The 17,662-nt window shown below is 42.2% G+C and carries 17 protein-coding genes; 16 read left to right on the forward strand and 1 reads right to left on the reverse strand.

Annotation, left to right across the window (positions count from 1 at the left end; all coding sequences use genetic code 11):
* The first annotated feature begins 32 nt into the window (after positions 1-32).
* The 4 genes from M0N77_RS03970 to M0N77_RS03985 all read left to right on the forward strand — a co-directional run bounded on the left by M0N77_RS03970 (position 33) and on the right by M0N77_RS03985 (position 4,991).
* Positions 33-1,304: a carboxynorspermidine decarboxylase gene (locus M0N77_RS03970; RefSeq protein WP_353103736.1), complete on the forward strand. Its 1,272-nt coding sequence runs from the start codon at positions 33-35 to the stop codon at positions 1,302-1,304.
* Positions 1,305-1,560: 256 nt separating this feature from the next.
* Complete coding sequence (locus tag M0N77_RS03975; RefSeq protein ID WP_353103738.1) at positions 1,561-2,832, forward strand: saccharopine dehydrogenase family protein; 1,272 nt, start codon at positions 1,561-1,563, stop codon at positions 2,830-2,832.
* 116 nt (positions 2,833-2,948) lie between these two features.
* Complete coding sequence (locus M0N77_RS03980) at positions 2,949-3,155, forward strand: DUF2905 domain-containing protein (protein ID WP_353103740.1); 207 nt, start codon at positions 2,949-2,951, stop codon at positions 3,153-3,155.
* 159 nt (positions 3,156-3,314) lie between these two features.
* Positions 3,315-4,991: a GMC family oxidoreductase N-terminal domain-containing protein gene (locus M0N77_RS03985; protein ID WP_353103741.1), complete on the forward strand. Its 1,677-nt coding sequence runs from the start codon at positions 3,315-3,317 to the stop codon at positions 4,989-4,991.
* 142 nt (positions 4,992-5,133) lie between these two features.
* Here M0N77_RS03985 and M0N77_RS03990 read toward each other — a convergent pair whose 3' ends face one another.
* Entirely contained in the window at positions 5,134-5,697 is a 564-nt protein-coding gene (locus tag M0N77_RS03990) for a biotin transporter BioY (RefSeq protein ID WP_353103743.1), read from the reverse strand.
* A gap of 123 nt (positions 5,698-5,820) precedes the next feature.
* On the opposite strand from M0N77_RS03990, the gene M0N77_RS03995 reads away from it, so the two are divergent.
* The 12 genes from M0N77_RS03995 to lptC all read left to right on the forward strand — a co-directional run bounded on the left by M0N77_RS03995 (position 5,821) and on the right by lptC (position 17,536).
* Positions 5,821-6,642, forward strand: coding sequence for a BPL-N domain-containing protein (locus M0N77_RS03995; protein ID WP_353103745.1), 822 nt, complete (start codon positions 5,821-5,823; stop codon positions 6,640-6,642).
* A 370-nt stretch (positions 6,643-7,012) separates the two neighbouring features.
* On the forward strand, positions 7,013-8,137 hold the full coding sequence (gene ppk2 / locus M0N77_RS04000) for a polyphosphate kinase 2 (RefSeq protein WP_353103747.1): 1,125 nt from the start codon (positions 7,013-7,015) through the stop codon (positions 8,135-8,137).
* 321 nt (positions 8,138-8,458) lie between these two features.
* On the forward strand, positions 8,459-8,734 hold the full coding sequence (locus tag M0N77_RS04005) for a hypothetical protein (protein WP_353103749.1): 276 nt from the start codon (positions 8,459-8,461) through the stop codon (positions 8,732-8,734).
* A gap of 313 nt (positions 8,735-9,047) precedes the next feature.
* A complete protein-coding gene (locus tag M0N77_RS04010) occupies positions 9,048-9,674 on the forward strand; it encodes a hypothetical protein (protein ID WP_353103751.1) in 627 nt (208 codons plus the stop codon).
* A gap of 28 nt (positions 9,675-9,702) precedes the next feature.
* Positions 9,703-10,164 (forward strand): isoprenylcysteine carboxylmethyltransferase family protein, encoded by a 462-nt coding sequence (locus tag M0N77_RS04015; RefSeq protein WP_353103753.1) that lies wholly within the window; start codon positions 9,703-9,705, stop codon positions 10,162-10,164.
* A gap of 199 nt (positions 10,165-10,363) precedes the next feature.
* Positions 10,364-10,876, forward strand: a complete 513-nt coding sequence (gene tsaE, locus M0N77_RS04020) for a tRNA (adenosine(37)-N6)-threonylcarbamoyltransferase complex ATPase subunit type 1 TsaE (RefSeq protein ID WP_353103755.1) — start codon at positions 10,364-10,366, stop codon at positions 10,874-10,876.
* 7 nt (positions 10,877-10,883) lie between these two features.
* Positions 10,884-12,797, forward strand: a complete 1,914-nt coding sequence (gene mutL, locus M0N77_RS04025) for a DNA mismatch repair endonuclease MutL (RefSeq protein ID WP_353103757.1) — start codon at positions 10,884-10,886, stop codon at positions 12,795-12,797.
* Between the two features lie 45 nt (positions 12,798-12,842).
* Positions 12,843-14,048: a tRNA (adenosine(37)-N6)-dimethylallyltransferase MiaA gene (gene miaA, locus M0N77_RS04030; RefSeq protein ID WP_353103759.1), complete on the forward strand. Its 1,206-nt coding sequence runs from the start codon at positions 12,843-12,845 to the stop codon at positions 14,046-14,048.
* Positions 14,049-14,495: 447 nt separating this feature from the next.
* Complete coding sequence (hfq, locus tag M0N77_RS04035) at positions 14,496-15,041, forward strand: RNA chaperone Hfq (RefSeq protein WP_353103761.1); 546 nt, start codon at positions 14,496-14,498, stop codon at positions 15,039-15,041.
* A gap of 246 nt (positions 15,042-15,287) precedes the next feature.
* A complete protein-coding gene (locus tag M0N77_RS04040; RefSeq protein WP_353103763.1) occupies positions 15,288-16,280 on the forward strand; it encodes a KpsF/GutQ family sugar-phosphate isomerase in 993 nt (330 codons plus the stop codon).
* 75 nt (positions 16,281-16,355) lie between these two features.
* Complete coding sequence (locus M0N77_RS04045; protein ID WP_353103765.1) at positions 16,356-16,943, forward strand: HAD hydrolase family protein; 588 nt, start codon at positions 16,356-16,358, stop codon at positions 16,941-16,943.
* A complete protein-coding gene (gene lptC / locus M0N77_RS04050) occupies positions 16,940-17,536 on the forward strand; it encodes an LPS export ABC transporter periplasmic protein LptC (protein WP_353103767.1) in 597 nt (198 codons plus the stop codon). Before M0N77_RS04045 ends, lptC begins: the two co-directional genes overlap by 4 nt.
* Positions 17,537-17,662: the final 126 nt, after the last annotated feature.

Below are 17,662 nucleotides of genomic sequence, written 5' to 3' on the forward strand. Positions count from 1 at the left end.
CGTTCTTTTTTAATAGCTTTAGGTTGTCTTATATGAATGTCACAAATGCTTCAACATCTACTCCTAAAACGTCAGCATCACTGCCTGCTACGCCTTATTACTTATTGGATGAGGCAGCAATCGTTAGTAATATGCAAATTATTGCGCGGCTGTGTGAGTTATCAGGCGCCAAAGCTTTATTGGCCTTAAAGTGTTTTGCGACTTGGGGTGTGTTTGAGGTTATGCGTCCTTATTTGCATGGCACGACTTCATCGTCGCTAAATGAGGTACGCTTAGGTTTTGAGACTTTTGCCAAAGGCGCTACTAATCATAAAGACGATAGCTTGAGTAATGATCAGGCAAATGATAAAAAGGAGACGCACGCTTATAGTGTGGCGTATAGTAGCGATGAGATTGCTGAGGTCTTAAACTATGCTGATAAGATTATTTTTAATTCAATCTCGCAGTTGAGCGCTTTTAAAGCGCAAGCTTTGGCACAAAATACTCCTATCGGTCTGCGTCTAAATCCAAAAACCAGTAACTCCTCTTTTATTATTGCCGATCCAGCGCGTCCTTTTAGTCGTCTTGGTGAGCATGACAAAGCCCGTATTGAGACCGTCATTGCTGATATCAGCGGGGTGATGATTCATAACAATTGTGAGAATGATAGTTTTGAGGCCTTTAGTGCTAGCTTAGCAGATATCGAAGCTAGATTTGGCGATATATTAGCTCAGCTTGAGTGGGTGAGCCTCGGCGGTGGTATTCATTTTATCGCGCCGGATTATCCGCTAGAGAAATTAGCTCAGCGCTTAAAAGGTTTTAGTGAAAAGTACGGGGTACAGGTCTATCTAGAGCCAGGTGAAGCTAGTATTCATGGGGCAGGAACGCTGGTAACTACCGTATTAGATACTCTACATAATCAAAAAAACATTGCTGTCGTTGATGCCTCTATTGAAGCGCACATGCTAGATTTACTGATTTATCAAGAGTCAGCGTCGATAGCGGCTATCAATGGCCATACTACTGAGATTATGCCAATAAAAAGCCAAGACAATGACCAATCTAAAGTGGCTAATGAGTCAGAGAATACTATCATTTGTGGTCGCTCTTGCCTTGCAGGTGATATCTTTGGTGAGTATTCACTAGCCCAGACTTTAGCTATTGGCGATACCGTTACCTTTGGTAATGCTGCTGGCTATACCATGGTCAAAAAGAACTGGTTTAATGGCGTTAACATGCCAGCGATTGTGATTAAACGCTTAGATGGTAGTATTGAGATACAAAGAGAATTTGATTATCAAGAGTTTAAGGCCAGCTTATCTTAATCATTAGTATAGCTATCGGCAAACCTTAGTTCTGCCGTGTATAGCTGTTTTATTGAGATGCTATTTTTGCCAAAAAGAAGATAAAAAATTGTTATAATTGCCCCGGATAAAATATCGAGGCATAACGATATTTTGTTTGACGGGTGCGTGGGTTTTCCTCGGTCTTCCTTTTTAATTCACGCATATCATTCACTCGTTGCTGTTTCGATTGACCTTTATCATAGGCAACGGCAGTAACACAAAGGAGGATTGTTCTTTGAACATAAGTCAAACTAACTTAGCTAAAAAAGATGTGCTTATCATCGGTGCAGGCGGTGTGGCGCAAGTCGTCGCGCATAAATGTGCTATGCATAACGATGTGCTTGGTGCGATTCATATTGCTTCACGTACTTTAGATAAATGCCAAGCTATCGCTCAAAGTGTAGAAGAAAAAGGCAGTTTTAAGCAGCCAGCGACGCTGCATACGCATCAAATTGATGCACTAGATATTCAAGCACTGATCGCTTTGATTGAAAAGACGGGCATTCAAATCGTTATTAATGTAGGCTCACCTTTTGTCAATATGAGCGTACTAGAAGCGTGTATTGAGACTGGCGCCGCTTATATTGATACCGCTATCCATGAAGATCCGCGTAAGATTTGTGAGACGCCGCCGTGGTATAACAACTACGAGTGGCAGCGCCGTGAGCGCTGTGCCGAGCAGGGCATTACCGCTATTTTAGGCGCAGGGTTCGATCCTGGTATGGTCAACGCCTATGCGCGTATCGGCTATGACATGATGGATAAAGGCTCGGTCACTGATATTGATATTATCGATATCAATGCTGGCAGCCACGGCAAATACTTCGCTACTAATTTTGATCCTGAGATTAATTTTCGCGAGTTTACCGGAACCGTTTATTCATGGCAGGATAGCAAGTGGCAGTCGAATAAAATGTTTGAGGTTAAGCGTAACGATGATCTGCCAGTCGTTGGTGTACAAAACAGCTATCTTAGCGGTCATGATGAGATTCACTCGCTATCGGCTAATTTGGATGTGCCAAACATTCGTTTTTGGATGGGCTTTGGTGAGCACTATATCAATGTCTTCACAGTACTTCAAAGCTTAGGATTGTTATCCGAGCAGCCTGTCACTACCGCTGAGGGCTTAGAAGTAGTGCCTTTAAAAGTGGTGAAAGCGGTACTGCCTGATCCAAGCTCACTTGCGCCAGATTATACCGGCAAGACTTGTATTGGTGATAAGATCAAAGGCAAGATAGACGGCGTTGATAGTGAGGTATTTATCTATAATATCTCTGATCATAAAGAAGCTTATGAGGCAATGGGTAGTCAAGGTATCTCCTATACGGCAGGCGTACCACCCGTCGCTGCCGCTATGCTAGTGGCGACTGGCGAGTGGGATGCCGGCAAGATGGTCAACGTTGAAGAGCTAGATGCCAAGCCCTTTATTAATCTGCTAAATAAGATTGGTCTGCCGACTCGTATTCAAGATGCTGATGGGGATAGGGCGCTTGAGTTTGATAACTAATTTGCAAATTTGATTTAACCAAAAGCTTATCTTATTAGATAAGCTTTTTTTGACTCTATTATCCGCTAAAGGGTATATTTAAATTTATTAGTTGTGGTTTTTACAAGGCTTTAGATATGGCAAAAGTATTAATAATAATAGGTGTGGTATTCGTCCTTATAGGGCTAGCTTGGCTTGTATTTCCAGCTCTTTTTAACTGGATAGGAAACCTACCAGGAGATATCAAGTACCGCTCAGGCAATACCAAAATATACTTTCCAGTAGTCAGTATGATTGTAGTAAGTATAGTGGCGACTATAGTGCTTAATCTATTCAACCGTTAAGATAGCCTTATAGTTTAGCTAAATGCTAAGCTAATTTTATCCATATTTTCTATTAATTTTATCTCATAGAGCAAAAGCAGATAAAAACTCTGCTATAGTTAAAGGCTAGTATCAAGTTATCTAAATTGATACCCCTCATAAGCAAGGAGCGCTTTATTCATGGAATTTGACTACGTAATTATTGGTGGCGGCTCATCCGGCTGCGTGATGGCAAGTCGTTTATCTCAAGATCCTACCCTTTCAGTATGCCTACTAGAGTTCGGCGGCGACGGCAAAGATTTGGCGGTACGCGTGCCAGCGGGTGTCATTATGATGATGCGAGATAAGCCTGTAAAAATCAATAACTGGGCTTTTAATACCGTACCGCAAACCCATCTTAATAATCGAATTGGCTATCAGCCGCGCGGACAGTGTTTGGGCGGCTCATCCGCTATCAATGCCATGGTCTATACTCGCGGCAGTGCCAAAGATTACAATCGCTGGGCAGAGAATGGCTGTGAAGGTTGGGGTTATGAAGATATGCTGCCGTTTTTTAAAAAGGCGGAGAATAATATCCACGGCGGCGATGAATATCACGGCGATTCAGGTCCACTGCATGTCTCAGAGCTTCTAAGTCCGCGTCCTATCTCCAAAGCTTTCGTTGATGCCTGCATCGCTAATGGGCTTGACGCTAATAACGACTTTAATGGCACCAAGCAAGATGGCGCTGGTCTCTACCAAGTGACGCATTTTCATGGCGAAAAACAAGGTCAACGCTGTTCAGCGGCCGCCGCTTATCTGCATCCAGTTGAAGACCGTCCGAACCTAACCATTATCACCGCTGCGATGGTCTCAAAAGTCATCATCAAGGACAAACGTGCAACGGCTGTTGCTTACGTCAAGCACGGTGAAGAGTATACCGTCAGCGCTTTAGAAGAAGTGCTGTTATGCGCAGGCGCATTCGGCTCGCCAAAGACGCTGATGCTATCGGGTATTGGTCCAAAAGCGCATTTAGAGGAGCATGGTATTGAAGTCATTCAAGACTCTCCAAATGTTGGTGGTAACTTGCAAGATCACTTGGATGTTGTATTTGATTATAAGGTCAATACCAAAGATATTATCGGTATTGGGCTGGGTACGGTAAGCCAGATGATGTCCGCTTTGGGACAATGGAAAAAAGATGGCACTGGCATACTATCGACCAACTATGCCGAGGGCGGCGCTTTTTATAGTGCAACGGATAAGACGCCAAAAGACTGGCCAGATACTCAGCTGCATTTTGTAATCTCTCGAGTCATCAATCATGGTCGTGAGCTCAAATGGGGCTATGGCGTCTCAGTGCATAGCTGCTATTTGCGTCCTGAGAGCCGTGGTACGGTTAGACTTGCCTCTACTGATCCTAGCGCTGCGCCGCTTATCGATCCCAATTACTTGTCTAACGAGAAAGATATAGAGTTTATGGTTGCAGGGGCTGAACGTGCGCGCGCTATTATGTCGGAGGCACCGCTGGCCAAATTTATCACCGAAGATTACGCCGCTCCCTATATCGAAAAAGACGGTATGATTGGCTATATTCGTAATAAATCCGATACTATTTATCATCCTGTCGGCACTTGCCGGATGGGCTCTGATGAGCTATCGGTCGTCGATACTGATCTAAAGGTAAGAGGAATTGAGAGCTTACGCGTGATTGATGCGTCAATCATGCCAACGCTTATTAGTGCTAATACCAATGCGCCAACTATCGCTATCGCTGAAAAGATAGCTGAACAAATGATGTCTGAGCGTGCTGCTAGTCAAGAAGTACGAACACAGATTAATAACTATGCCAAAGCTGAGCATGTAGCTCGTGTTTAATGCACAGCGGTGAGAGCAGTCTATAGACTTTGAGTATTTCCCATAAAACCAGCCAGATATTGCAATATCTGGCTGGTTAGTTTTGACTGTTTAAAGAACCAATTAAAGCTAATGTTATTGAACTATTAGTCAGTCCTTTAAACTATAGCTTTGAAAAGAATTTATGAGTTGGCACTACCAAGCCTGCTGCCAATACTGCTTTGACAATACCGCCAAGGATAAACGGATATAAGCCAAACTGTAAAACGCTTCCTTTAGGCACAAAGAATGACAGATGAATTAGACCAAACACAAATACCGTCGCAGTCGCTACCAGTGCAACGACAGTGCTCATAAAGTAACTTTTTAAAACGCCTTTATCGCTGAAGTAACCCAAGATAGCAACAGAGGCGATAAAGCCATATAGATAACCGCCAGTAGGACCGAAAAAGGCGGCGAGACCTGCTGAACCGGTAGCAAAGACTGGTAGACCCATCGCGCCTTGCGCCAAATATAATAGTACCGCTGAGACACCTGCTTTTCTACCTAATGCCAAACCCACTACCGTGACGGCTAGAGTTTGTCCAGTGATGGGCACCGGATACATAGGCACTGAGATTTGCGCAAATAAGGCAATCATTAGTGAGCCAAAAACAACCTTGATAAAAAAAGCAGCCTGCTCATTACTCATAAACCACTGTTTGGTGGAAGCTAAGACAGTTGACATAAAAATCCTTATTATTCATTTATGGTTATTGTTTATAGTGTACGCCTGTTAACTGAAATTCAAAGTATACTATTGCTGATAAATTTTCAACTGATATTTAAAAGTTATATGGATAGCAATTTTATGACAAATAATAGCCTCACTATTTGGATTTATGCAGATGAAGGTACTAGCGAGCTTAGCGTAAAATCAGCACTAGTGACCATGAAAAATAAGCTACCCATAGGTTTGGCTAATAGTGTGCAAACCATATCTAGCCAAGACATCATTAATAATAAGCTTAGCGGCTTAAATGGCATTGGCATTTTAGTTATGCCAGGCGGTGCTGACCTGCCTTACTGTCAAAAGCTCAATGGGCTAGGCAATGCTATTATCCGTGAGTTTATTAGCAAAGGAAATATTTATATCGGTATCTGCGCAGGCGGTTATTACGGCGCGCGCGATATTGAATTTATAGGGCGAAGTTATGAGAATGGTAATAGCGAAAAATATGAAATCAATGGGCCGCGTGAGCTTGCTTTTTTCTCAGGTACAGCTATCGGTAGTATAGCTAAGCTTACTAATGGGCGGCTCTATGATGAGACTGCCACTTCTAAAGCCTTAGTCACTCTAGATTATGAAAATGCAGAACAAGACAAGGTTTATTATCACGGCGGCGCTTATTTTGTAGGAGATAAAGATGTGGAGTTTAAGGTTGTAGCAACTTATAGCGATGGCAAAAATGCGGTGGTGAGTGGTAACTTTGGAAAAGGTAAATATTTACTCTCAGGCGTGCATTTTGAGTTGTGTGCTGATGTTTATGAGAGCTATGCTGTTGAATCGGCGAATGAATCGGATATGGAAAAAGAGCAAACTTTATTATCAGCTGTTAGCCATAAAGATTATGGAGCGCTTGTTTATCAGGAGATTTCAGGGATGATAGAGGCTTCTTATAAGAGTGCATAAATTTAGCTGGTGTAGGATAGGTTAGCGTAACCCGCCTGATTAAAAATTAAATTGAGTGACTGAAAAACTAGATATTTAAAGTAGCGTTCCGTCCCACTGGAGGGTGTTTATATTAAACCTAATATAGGTTATCTATACTGCTATAACTTATATAATCACCCTGTTTTTGTAAGACACTAATAGGATAATTATATAGGGAATAACTAAGTTCATTAAACATTTTTTGAATACTCTACAGCCATAGTTTTCGCTTCTATCGACTAAGAAATAGTAAGAATAATGTTATAATCCCTACAAGAATAAAGGATTTAAACTTACTAAAACCCAATGCCGATTAGCACAACTGATCGGCATTATTGAGGAGCAAGATATGGCAAAATCGGCCAAGAAAAAATCAAACAAAATTGAGCTTATCAATGACGATTATGTGACCGATGCCGAAGGTATTGAACGTTACGAAACCACAAAAAAACAAATAAGCTATCCTATAAAAACCAAAGAGGCGATCGATGATATTATCTTGAAAGATCTCAAAAAAGGTAATATTAAGGGCATCTCAGAGCACTTACAAGCGCTGATTCACGATGCCTCCCCCGATGACTTGGTCAAATTAAAAGATCTATTCGCCAACCATGCGCTTGCCAATCAAGTCAGAACCGGCAGTCATAAAGACGATGAGCTATCTGATGACTGGCGAGAGGGCGGCTACCCTTACAAAAACCGTCTATCGCGTAAAATCTATGAAAAAGAAAAGTATCAGCTGCAAGTTGAGCTATTAAAACTACAAAGCTGGGTACGTGAAACCGGTCAAAAAGTCGTCATCCTCTTTGAAGGTCGCGACGCGGCAGGCAAGGGCGGCACGATCAAGCGCTTTATGGAGCATCTAAATCCACGCGGCGCAAGAGTGATTGCTTTAGAGAAACCCAGCGAACAAGAAATAGGTCAATGGTACTTTCAGCGGTATGTGCAGCATCTACCAACCGCAGGCGAGTTTGTCTTTTTTGACCGCTCATGGTATAACCGCGCAGGCGTTGAGCGCGTCATGGGTTTTTGCACTGACGAGCAGTACCAAACCTTTATGAAGCAAGTACCAGACTTCGAAAAAAACCTCACCGACTCAGGCATTCACCTGATTAAATTTTGGTTCTCGGTCAGCCGTGATGAGCAGCGCCGCCGCTTTGCCCAGCGCGAAGCCCATCCACTCAAACAGTGGAAGCTCTCACCCATTGATATGGCATCGTTAGATAAATGGAGCGATTATACTCTTGCCAAAGAAGCGATGTTTTATAACACCGATACCTCAGATTCGCCGTGGATCGTCATTAAATCCGACTGCAAAAAACGCGCCCGCCTCAACGCCATGCGCTATGTGCTCAATAAGCTGCCGTATGACAAAAAAGACGACAAAAAAGTTGGACAAGTTGACCCTCTTATCGTGGGCCGCGCAGGGGCACTCTATGAGCTTGGCGAAAAAGACGATTTAGCAGTAGTGTAGCAAGCTATGTCTTTTTAAATTAAATGGACACTGGTATTATAACTTTAGGCTTTATTCTTAACGTTTAGATAGTCAAAGCTTGGCGGCTATAGAGTCGTTAAGCTTTTTTGCCATAACTCTCATCAAAAATTCGCGTCTTTTGTATTTATTAACGCTTATTTACGGATGAAGAGTGTTTTGCTATAACAGCGAAATAGCTATTATTAATAGCAAGCTTTTAACGCAAATACACTAAAAACGAGCAATTAGATAGTCGAAGATCTAAATAATACTACAAGTTTATAAACCTTAGGGTTATTCTCAGAAGCTGATACCCAAGCATTGGCACAGCAACTAGCGAAACTGCCTATCAAAGTCTCAGTAGCAGGGCTACAAAGACGGGTTAGTAGTCAGTCGCTAGTCGATATCATGTATAACGAATTTTCACCTTTTTGGGCCATTCCGGATCAAATCAGGCACAGGCTAACGAGTGAGACGCCTCTATGGCTTATCTTAGCCGTTATGGCGGTATTGCTGACGGCGATGTTTACGACTATGTGGTACTTCACTAACAGCTTTATGGATGATCGGCTGTCGGTATACAACACTGTCATTTAAGAAAATAAAGAACAAGTGCATATCTCCATATTTTTACCATAAATAGTAAAATTATCGAAGAGCTGACGTCATGTCGGTTCTTTAGTTTCTGCTGGTTAAGAGTAGATTGACTTCATTTATTAGTCAGCAATGACTTCGTGAGTCAATTAATATCTGCACTGTAAAGGAGTTTCAGCTTTACAGTAAATTAGTCATTGCTATATAAATGTAAATACATTAAGTTTGCTGATCAGTTACTAAGCGCTTACCTTAAAAGTGGTAGTGAGCTTTTAAACCAGTGATACACTTTTGACTATTTTAATTTGAGGAATATATGAAAAAAACGTGGAGTAGTGTTGCTATACTTAGTGCAGCGAGTATAGCTTTAACGGGCTGTCAAACTATGAAAAGCTCATTAAATCTTGTCACAGATAATATGTATGTTGCCAAACTACCTGAGAGATCTTCAACTAAATTACAAGTTGTCACCGATTGGGGTGGATCATTTAATGTCGCGCCAAACTCTGACAAATATCGTAGCTCAAAAAAGTCAGGTACAGGAGGCGTATTAGCCATGAATGGCTCTTTAAACCCTACCGGACTTGCCAAATTATCAATGCTACCTTATAGCGATGAAGAAAAACTTCTAATCTACGAAAACGATTTAGATTTACCTAAACCTACCCCTGAAGAAAAGCTCTTTTATAGCCGAACGGGTAGTAGCTCTCCAAATTTTACGGTGACAGAGAGATATATTACTCCAAATCAGCCTATCTCAATTAACTTTAGAGGGAATGATAGTTTTGGCAATTGCAGTGTAAATGGCACTTTTAGACCTGAGGCTGATACTAACTATCGTCTAACAGGTGTATTCGGCAGAAAATGCGTAATATTGTTAGAAAAATTTGTAACTGATAGTAGTGGTCAAACGTCTTTGCAAAACATTGGTTTTGACGACTAATTTTGTTATAAATAATTAAGGTCATTGTATGAGCACTTTAGAGCTAAAAGTACCGCCTGTCGCGCAAGTCGTTGTCACAGCGGCTGCTATGTATGGCATCGCTAAAGTGCTTCCGGCTTTGAAGTTTTCGTTCAATGGCTCAGCAGTGTTAGCGCTTGGTTTGGCTGTCATAGGAGTGAGTAGTGGCATTATGGGCGTCATTCAGTTTAGAGAGGCTCAGACCACTCCTAATCCGCAGGCGCTCGAAAAAGTATCTAGTTTAGTCACTAGTGGCGTCTATAATTATAGCCGTAATCCTATGTATTTAGGACTGGTGCTTATATTGTTAGGTTGGGCGCTTTATTTATCGCATCTGCTAGCTTTTGTATGCGTAGTCTTTTTTGTAGTTTATATTACGCGCTTTCAAATTCGGCCAGAAGAGAGAATGATGGCAAAAAAGTTTGGCAAGCATTATCAGGCTTATCTAGCAAAAGTGAGACGTTGGATTTAGATAAAACAAAGCGCGTAATACAGATAGCAAAGTATTTAGCTATTAAAGACTAAGTGGGTTATCACTATTGCACGTAAGCGTTAATAAGTGCTTGCTTACGACAGCACAGCGATTTGCTATAATAAACGACCAAACTATTTATTTATTCGATAACATGATTGTTTTATCCATTTAGAGGTAACGGAGTAGGTGCAAATAGATGTCTAATACTAAGTTAAACGATACCACAAGTTTGCAAACCTTAAGGTTATCCTCAGAAGCTGATACTCAAACATTGGCACAGCAACTAGCGAAATTACCTATTAAAGGCAGTGTCTGGCTGTCAGGGGACTTAGGCGCTGGCAAGACGACCTTAACGCGTTATTGGCTACAAGCGTTAGGTCATAAAGGGGCGGTGAAAAGTCCGACTTATACCTTGGTTGAGCCTTATCAGCTTAAGCAAAGTGATGGCTTAGTAAAGCCTGTTTATCACGCTGATCTGTATCGATTGCAAGATCCAGAAGAGCTATCGTTTATTGGCTTTGATGAGTATCTTGACGAGCCGGATGCTTTAATTATTATCGAATGGGCTAGCCGCGCTGATAGCTATTTGCCGCCGCCCACTTTGTTCATTGATATAGTGGAGGCCGATAATGGCGCTCGGCAAGTAGAGCTACGTTTGTCAAAAATAGGTCAAGCGCAAAACTTGAATTTAGCAACCCTGAGAATTTGATTTTATAATGCCAGATGTTTTAATGCCCAATGATTTGACTAAAGCTGAAAATACGGCGCATAGCCGTATAAAAAAGCTATCACCGCTACTCATTAACCAATTAGCCGCCGGTGAGGTAGTGACGCGTCCAGCTGCCGTGGTTAAAGAATTGCTTGAGAACGCTATCGATGCCAATGCCACGGATATTGAGGTGCATATCACCCAAGGCGGTATGGGTATGATTCAAGTGATAGATAATGGCGTTGGCATACATCCTGACGATATGGTGATGGCCATCACTCGTCATGCCACTAGTAAAATTGCTGATGTCGCTAATTTGCATGGTATCAGTACGTTGGGATTTCGCGGTGAAGCGCTTGCGGCGACGGCTGCTGTTTCGCGCTTAACATTGGCGAGTAGCTACGATGACAGTGGCATAGGACGGCAATTACAAGTTGCAGGAGTGCTAGCAGAAGAGCCCAAACTCATGCCGGTAGTGCATAGCCGCGGTACCACGGTGACGATTAAGGATTTATATTTCAATGTGCCAGCTCGGCGCGGTAACCTAAAGTCCATCGCTACTGAGTTTGCTCATATCGAGACGATAGTGCGGGAGGTGGCTTTGGCCCGTGCCGATGTGACATTGACGCTATGTCATGATAATAAAAAACGCTTGAGCTTATCGGCAAATATAAAGGCAAATGATAATACAAGCTTTGCCAATGCCACTGCTAATAACAATCGTTATCTGCCTATTTCCCGACTTGAGCAAGCCTTAGATTTGGCGCTCGCTGAGGAGGCGTTAGCAGTTTGGGTAGATTTAACAAGCCTGTTGACTCAGGCTACAAGCGCGACCACAGGACATCAGCCACAGCTCATGGAGACTCAGCAGGCGAGTATTAGCGGTTGGTTATGGCCGACAGCACAAGTATCGAAGCAGCTACCAAAGCTGCTTTATGTCAACGGCCGATTGATCAAAGAACCTATCATCAGTAATCAGTTAAGACAATTAGCCACGAGTGCTGGACTTGCTGCTATGGGCTATGCTTTGTACTTTGAGCTACCTAGTCATTGGCTAAACGTCAACGTACATCCTAGCAAGCAGCGTATCAAAATTAGTCCTTTAAATAATGTGTTAGCGCATCTAAGTCACGTTATTGCTAAAAAGCTTAAAACTGTGGTTGTTAATAGTCCTAAGGCGACTTTATCTAATGAATATTTATCAGATAACCTTTTAGACAACACAAACCATACTAGTAGCGGTGGCATTGAAAGCGTAGCCCATAGTGCTAAACAGTATGCTTCGACGACAAATCATCAGTTGCATTCTACAAAGCAACCTTATCAGTGCTCACAGCAGACATCATCTTATCCGCCGACTTTTGATGATAATGCTTATAAAGAAAAAAGCTTGGAAAATAACAGTTTTGCCGATAAAAACTTGACCCAAAAAAGTATAGATAAAAGTTACGAGCAGATCAATATTGGCTCCATAAATAACCCTGCCAAGCTTGCTATGCTTAGTACTTTGCCTTATTGCCTAGAAGTTATCACTGACTTATCGATGAGCGCTTTTTGGGTAGCAGATGATAATCAGCTCGGCGCGTTACCTTATTCGCCGCCGTGGTTATTATTTTATAATCAAGGACAGCTAACGGTGATTGAACAGAGCGCTTGGCAGCATAGTTTTAACTCTATGTTTGCTTTTAATAATGATAATCCGTCTAGTAATATCGATAAAGATTTGAATGTTAATGAGCTATCAAATCAGCATATAAAACAGCAGATTAATCAACAGATAAGCCATTACGCCATGCAAATGTCACTGCCAGACTTGCAAGCCTTTGCTACCGATATGACACAGATATTTAACCATAAAGCCATTACCCATATCGATAGCCAGCAGTTAATCCCTTTAATGTTATCATCCGCTAAGCCTTAGCCTTTTTCATTTCAGCCATAACCACTTTGTTTGATAGGTAAAAATATGCTAGATGCCACTGATTCTTTGCCAGCCAATAGTGTGGTGTGCCTGATGGCACCAACTGCGAGCGGCAAGACTGCGCTAGCTTATGAGCTATACGATAGTGGTCGTTATGAGCTAATCTCAGTCGATTCGGCATTGATTTATCGGGATATGAATATCGGTACTGCCAAACCGACTGCCGCTGAATTAAGACGTTACCCCCATCATTTAGTCGATATTATTGACCCCACCGAGAGCTATAGCGTGGCCGAATTTGTCAGTGACGTTAAGCACCTCATCGAAGATTGCCATAAAAAAGGTAAAATTCCCTTATTGGTAGGGGGCACTATGATGTATTACATGGCGCTTATTGAAGGCTTATCACCAGTACCTGACAGCGATGAGAGCGTGCGCGCGCAAGTGGAGCAGTGGCGACAGCTAGAAGGTATCGAGGCTTTATATGATTATCTAGCAAAAGTCGATGCTATTAGTCATAAAAGGCTAAAGCCTGCCGACACTCAGCGCATTACCCGAGCTGTTGAAGTGTATCAGCAAACTCATATCCCAATTAGTGAGTGGCAGCGTCAGCCTAAACAAGCATTAGCTCATAATCCTGATCAGCGATGGCAGGTATTATCGGTATTACCGGATCGTCCTTGGCTGCATAAGCGCATCGCCCAACGTTTAGATATTATGTGGAATGAGGGTTTAGTCGCTGAGGTAATCGGTCTACTTGAGCGTTATGCGTTGACGCCAAATATGCCTTCAATGCGCTGCGTGGGCTATCGCCAAGTATTAGAGTATCTAGTTCGAACCCAGCATCCGATATTTGAGCAGCCTCATTTAGATAAAGAGCACTTTTATAGCGCCTTTACTAGTAGTGCCTTTGCTAATAATGATGACGAGCAGAACAGGATATTAAAAGCTGATGATAGTAAGTTAGCCCTCAATGTTATAAAAACCGATAGCAAAGCTCAACAACAACAGCAAGCGCTTGCTTGTGAAGCCATGCAAAATAAGGCATTATATGCTACTAGGCAATTGGCTAAGCGCCAATATACTTGGCTGCGTAAATTATCAAAGGCTGCGTCATTTGAGACCTGTCAAGCGACTGACACTATAGCAGCAGATAGTACTAGCCATACCAATATACCCGCTGACATAGCCACAAAATTAGTGACAAAATCGTTTATATCTATTGAGCAAGTCAGAGAGTATTTGTTGTAACTTAATACTGTTAGGATTTAGCGCTATTGTGAATTATTACATTTATTTATCTTACAATGACGATAAGCGACAAATAGCCAAACGCTAAGCTGTTATAATTTATACCTAGCTTGTAGTGAAGGGATTAAACAGTGACTAAACAACAGGTAGCGCCAAGCTAATTTATAGTAAATTACACTGACGCTTTTATGAATATTTGATGATTATCAGTTATGGGGTTTTATAGATAATAGCTGTAGAAACAAGCAGTTACTTAAATAGCTAATAATAAAATATAATTTGCGTTAAGGTGAAGCGTAGCACTAGTATAATGTAGCTTTAAAGATTGCTATCTCTTAGCGATATGGGTATTTAGCTTTGGTATTAGTATTACTTGGTATTGGTATTAAGAGTATCGTATTAATAAATAACACTTAAAATAAAATAATAACTATTAGGAGAATTTTTATGTCAAAAGGACAAACTTTACAAGATCCGTTTTTGAATTCACTGCGTAAAGATCGTATTCCTGTTTCTATTTTTTTGGTAAATGGTATCAAGCTTCAAGGTCAAATCGAGTCTTTTGATCAGTATGTGGTGCTACTAAAAAACACCGTCAGCCAAATGGTCTATAAGCATGCTATCTCAACGGTAGTGCCTGCCCGTAATCCTCGCAACAGTACGACAGCTACTAGCAGCTCACAGACTTCGGGTGTAACTAGTAGCTATCAGGGTAGTGGCTTTGAGCGCGGTAGTAATCCTAGCGCTAATACTAGCGGTTTTGAAGAACGCGGTTTTCCCTCTAATCGAAGCGGGTTTAATCGTAGTGGCTTTGGTCAAGATCGCGGCTTTGAGCGCGGTGGTTTAGGTCAAGTATCAGAACGAAGCGGTTTTGGACAAAACCAAGAGCGTGCAGGTTTTAGTCAAGATCGCGGTTTTGAAAGCCCAAGTCAAAATACAGGCTTTAGTGATCAGCCCAAAGACGAGTTTGATGATAGCAGTGATAACGAGTAATTTTTATTAAAACTATCAAGTAGCGTATTTATTCTCTCGTTCATATTGACGTTATTACTAAGAAAGACCTGCTGATATAGTGGGTCTTTTTTGTGTAGCGCTCATCTTTGAGCTCTAGATAGCATTATTACTAATAACCACCAGAATATAGTAAAATAGCTTATCAAATCATACTTAACAAATAACACTTATTAAATAATTTCTATTAAATAATACTTATCAAAAAATAATAATACTGAGCGATATATGAATAGCGGTAAAAGTCATCTTACTCATGAGCAGTTTATTACGACTGCTATTGAGGCCATCAATACTGAAAAAGCGGCACTTGCTTTGCTAACTGAACAAATAGACGATCGTTTTGCGCAAGCCTGTGACATTATTTTGGCCTGTCAAGGTCGTCTAGTGGTGACAGGTATGGGCAAATCAGGACTCATTGGTCGAAAGATAGCGGCTACTTTTGCCTCGACTGGTACGCCTGCTTTTTTTATGCATCCAGGCGAGGCCGGTCATGGCGATCTAGGCATGCTGGTGCCTGGTGATGTATTGTTAGCCATTTCAAACTCAGGCGAGTCTGATGAGATTAAGACCTTGATACCCGTGATCAAGCGTCTAGGCATACCCCTTATTAGTATTAGTCGTGATAAGCGAGGCATGTTGCCGCGCGCCGCTGATATAGTATTGACCTTAGGTCAGTCGCAGGAGGCTTGCCCGCTCAATTTAGCGCCGACTTCCAGCACTACTGCTACGTTAGCTTTAGGCGATGCCTTGGCGGTAGTATTAGTACATGCGCGTAACTTTACCTCAGAGGATTTTGCTTTATCACATCCGGCAGGCGCGCTTGGACGACAGTTATTGACTCGAGTAGAAGATTTGATGCATACCAATAATGAGAATTTGCCAGTCGTTAAGCAGCAAACCTCTTTGCATGAAGCGCTATTTACTATGACCAATGGCCGTTTAGGGATGACTGTCGTGGTTGATGATGAAAATAGAGTAGTAGGTATATTTACCGATGGCGACTTACGCCGAGGGCTTGAGAAAGGTATCGATCTGGCAACACCGATGCGCGAGATAATGACGACTGCGCCGCGCCGCGTTAGTAAAACTATGCGAGCATCAGATGCTTTGAGCGTTATGAATGAAAACTCTATTAGCCAGCTATTGGTGATGGATGAGCAAAGTCATTTAGAGGCTGTTATTACCGTGCATGATTTGCTGCAAGCTGGGGTAAAATAGCAGCTCAGCTTCTGTAAGTTATAAACCATAAAAGCTCTATATATAAACAGACATCATTATAATAAGAGGTCGCCTATGCAAGATCTAATCAAAAAAGCCGGTCAAGTCAAAATGCTAGTATTAGATGTCGATGGTATTTTATCAAATGGTCAGATTATTTATGATGCCAATGGCACCGAGACCAAAGCTTTTTCGGTTCAAGATGGCGTGGGTATCAAGTCTTTATCGCGTTTTGGCATTCTGACTGCGATTATCACAGGTCGTAGTAGTCCAATGGTAGACAAGCGCGCCAAGGAGATCGGTATCGACTATGTGGTACAAGGTCGTGATGATAAGTTGGTGGCTTTAGAAGAGCTGATGAGTCTAATTGACAAAGATCTTAATATTACTACCGCAGATTGTGCTTATATGGGCGATGATCTGCCGGATATAAAAGCTATGCAAACGGTAGGTTTTGCGGCTACGGTTCCTAATGCTCACGCTGAGGTTATCAATCGCAGTGATATGGTGACCACTCGCGCTGGCGGCTATGGAGCGGTGCGGGAGATTTGTGATCTTATTTTAAAAGGCCATGGACACTACGAAGACTATATTGCTCAGTATACTTTAGAGGGTAGCACCGCTCAAAAAAGCTCGTTTCAGCCGCAGGATAAACTATCGTGAATACTCGCGTTTTAATCATCTTAGCCCTAGTTATCGCTGCAATTGCCGGTTGGTTCTTTAAACAGCAAGGCGAAATCGCGCCGCCCGTTAGCATAGCTCCCACAGAAGTGGATTATGAAGCTACCGATATTCAAGCGGTACAGACTAATGAGCAAGGCGAAACCGAATATGAGCTTAACGCTGAGTCGCTGAGTCATGATCCCAATACCAATCAAGACGTGATGTCCGGTATTACCATGAATTGGCAGCCCTCCGCCGAGCAGCTGTATCGTATAACCTCTGGGACGGCCACACTCAATCAAGAAACCGGCGACTTGCATCTCTACGGCGGTTTTAGCTTGGCGAGTGAAGATCAGGCAAAGACTACGCAAAGTGGCGAGAAGATAGCGCCCATAACGGTAACTGGCGAGGCGCTCAAAGGTAATACAAAATCACGACAGGTTTATAGCGAGCAGCCAGTACAAGTGGTGCAAGGCAGTAATCGTTTTGAGGCGGCGACTATGAAAGCTGATTTGGAGACGGGCGAATATGAGTTTGGACAAGTGGCGGTAATGTTCACTCCAGCTGAGCGTCAAGACAAAGCATTGTTTTAGTGGAACGGTTTCAATAATTCATAAACAGTATCGCCTTTTAGAGCCCAAGGACGTACTGGTTATATAAACTAAGCGCCTCAACCTTTTAAACCATTTATTTGATATTCTTCATAATAAGAGTAAACA

It is taken from the genome of Psychrobacter sp. AH5 (genome assembly GCF_040371085.1).
Lineage (GTDB): Bacteria > Pseudomonadota > Gammaproteobacteria > Pseudomonadales > Moraxellaceae > Psychrobacter.

Bases quoted from the DNA above. Each gene is read 5' to 3' on its own strand.
- M0N77_RS03970 (WP_353103736.1), top strand. From the start codon at position 33: ATGAATGTCACAAATGCTTCAACATCTACTCCTAAAACGTCAGCATCA.
- M0N77_RS03980 (WP_353103740.1), top strand. From the start codon at position 2,949: ATGGCAAAAGTATTAATAATAATAGGTGTGGTATTCGTCCTTATAGGG.
- M0N77_RS03985 (WP_353103741.1), top strand. From the start codon at position 3,315: ATGGAATTTGACTACGTAATTATTGGTGGCGGCTCATCCGGCTGCGTG.
- M0N77_RS03990 (WP_353103743.1), bottom strand. From the start codon at position 5,697: ATGTCAACTGTCTTAGCTTCCACCAAACAGTGGTTTATGAGTAATGAG.
- M0N77_RS03995 (WP_353103745.1), top strand. From the start codon at position 5,821: ATGACAAATAATAGCCTCACTATTTGGATTTATGCAGATGAAGGTACT.
- ppk2 (WP_353103747.1), top strand. From the start codon at position 7,013: ATGGCAAAATCGGCCAAGAAAAAATCAAACAAAATTGAGCTTATCAAT.
- M0N77_RS04010 (WP_353103751.1), top strand. From the start codon at position 9,048: ATGAAAAAAACGTGGAGTAGTGTTGCTATACTTAGTGCAGCGAGTATA.
- M0N77_RS04015 (WP_353103753.1), top strand. From the start codon at position 9,703: ATGAGCACTTTAGAGCTAAAAGTACCGCCTGTCGCGCAAGTCGTTGTC.
- tsaE (WP_353103755.1), top strand. From the start codon at position 10,364: ATGTCTAATACTAAGTTAAACGATACCACAAGTTTGCAAACCTTAAGG.
- mutL (WP_353103757.1), top strand. From the start codon at position 10,884: ATGCCAGATGTTTTAATGCCCAATGATTTGACTAAAGCTGAAAATACG.
- miaA (WP_353103759.1), top strand. From the start codon at position 12,843: ATGCTAGATGCCACTGATTCTTTGCCAGCCAATAGTGTGGTGTGCCTG.
- hfq (WP_353103761.1), top strand. From the start codon at position 14,496: ATGTCAAAAGGACAAACTTTACAAGATCCGTTTTTGAATTCACTGCGT.
- M0N77_RS04040 (WP_353103763.1), top strand. From the start codon at position 15,288: ATGAATAGCGGTAAAAGTCATCTTACTCATGAGCAGTTTATTACGACT.
- M0N77_RS04045 (WP_353103765.1), top strand. From the start codon at position 16,356: ATGCAAGATCTAATCAAAAAAGCCGGTCAAGTCAAAATGCTAGTATTA.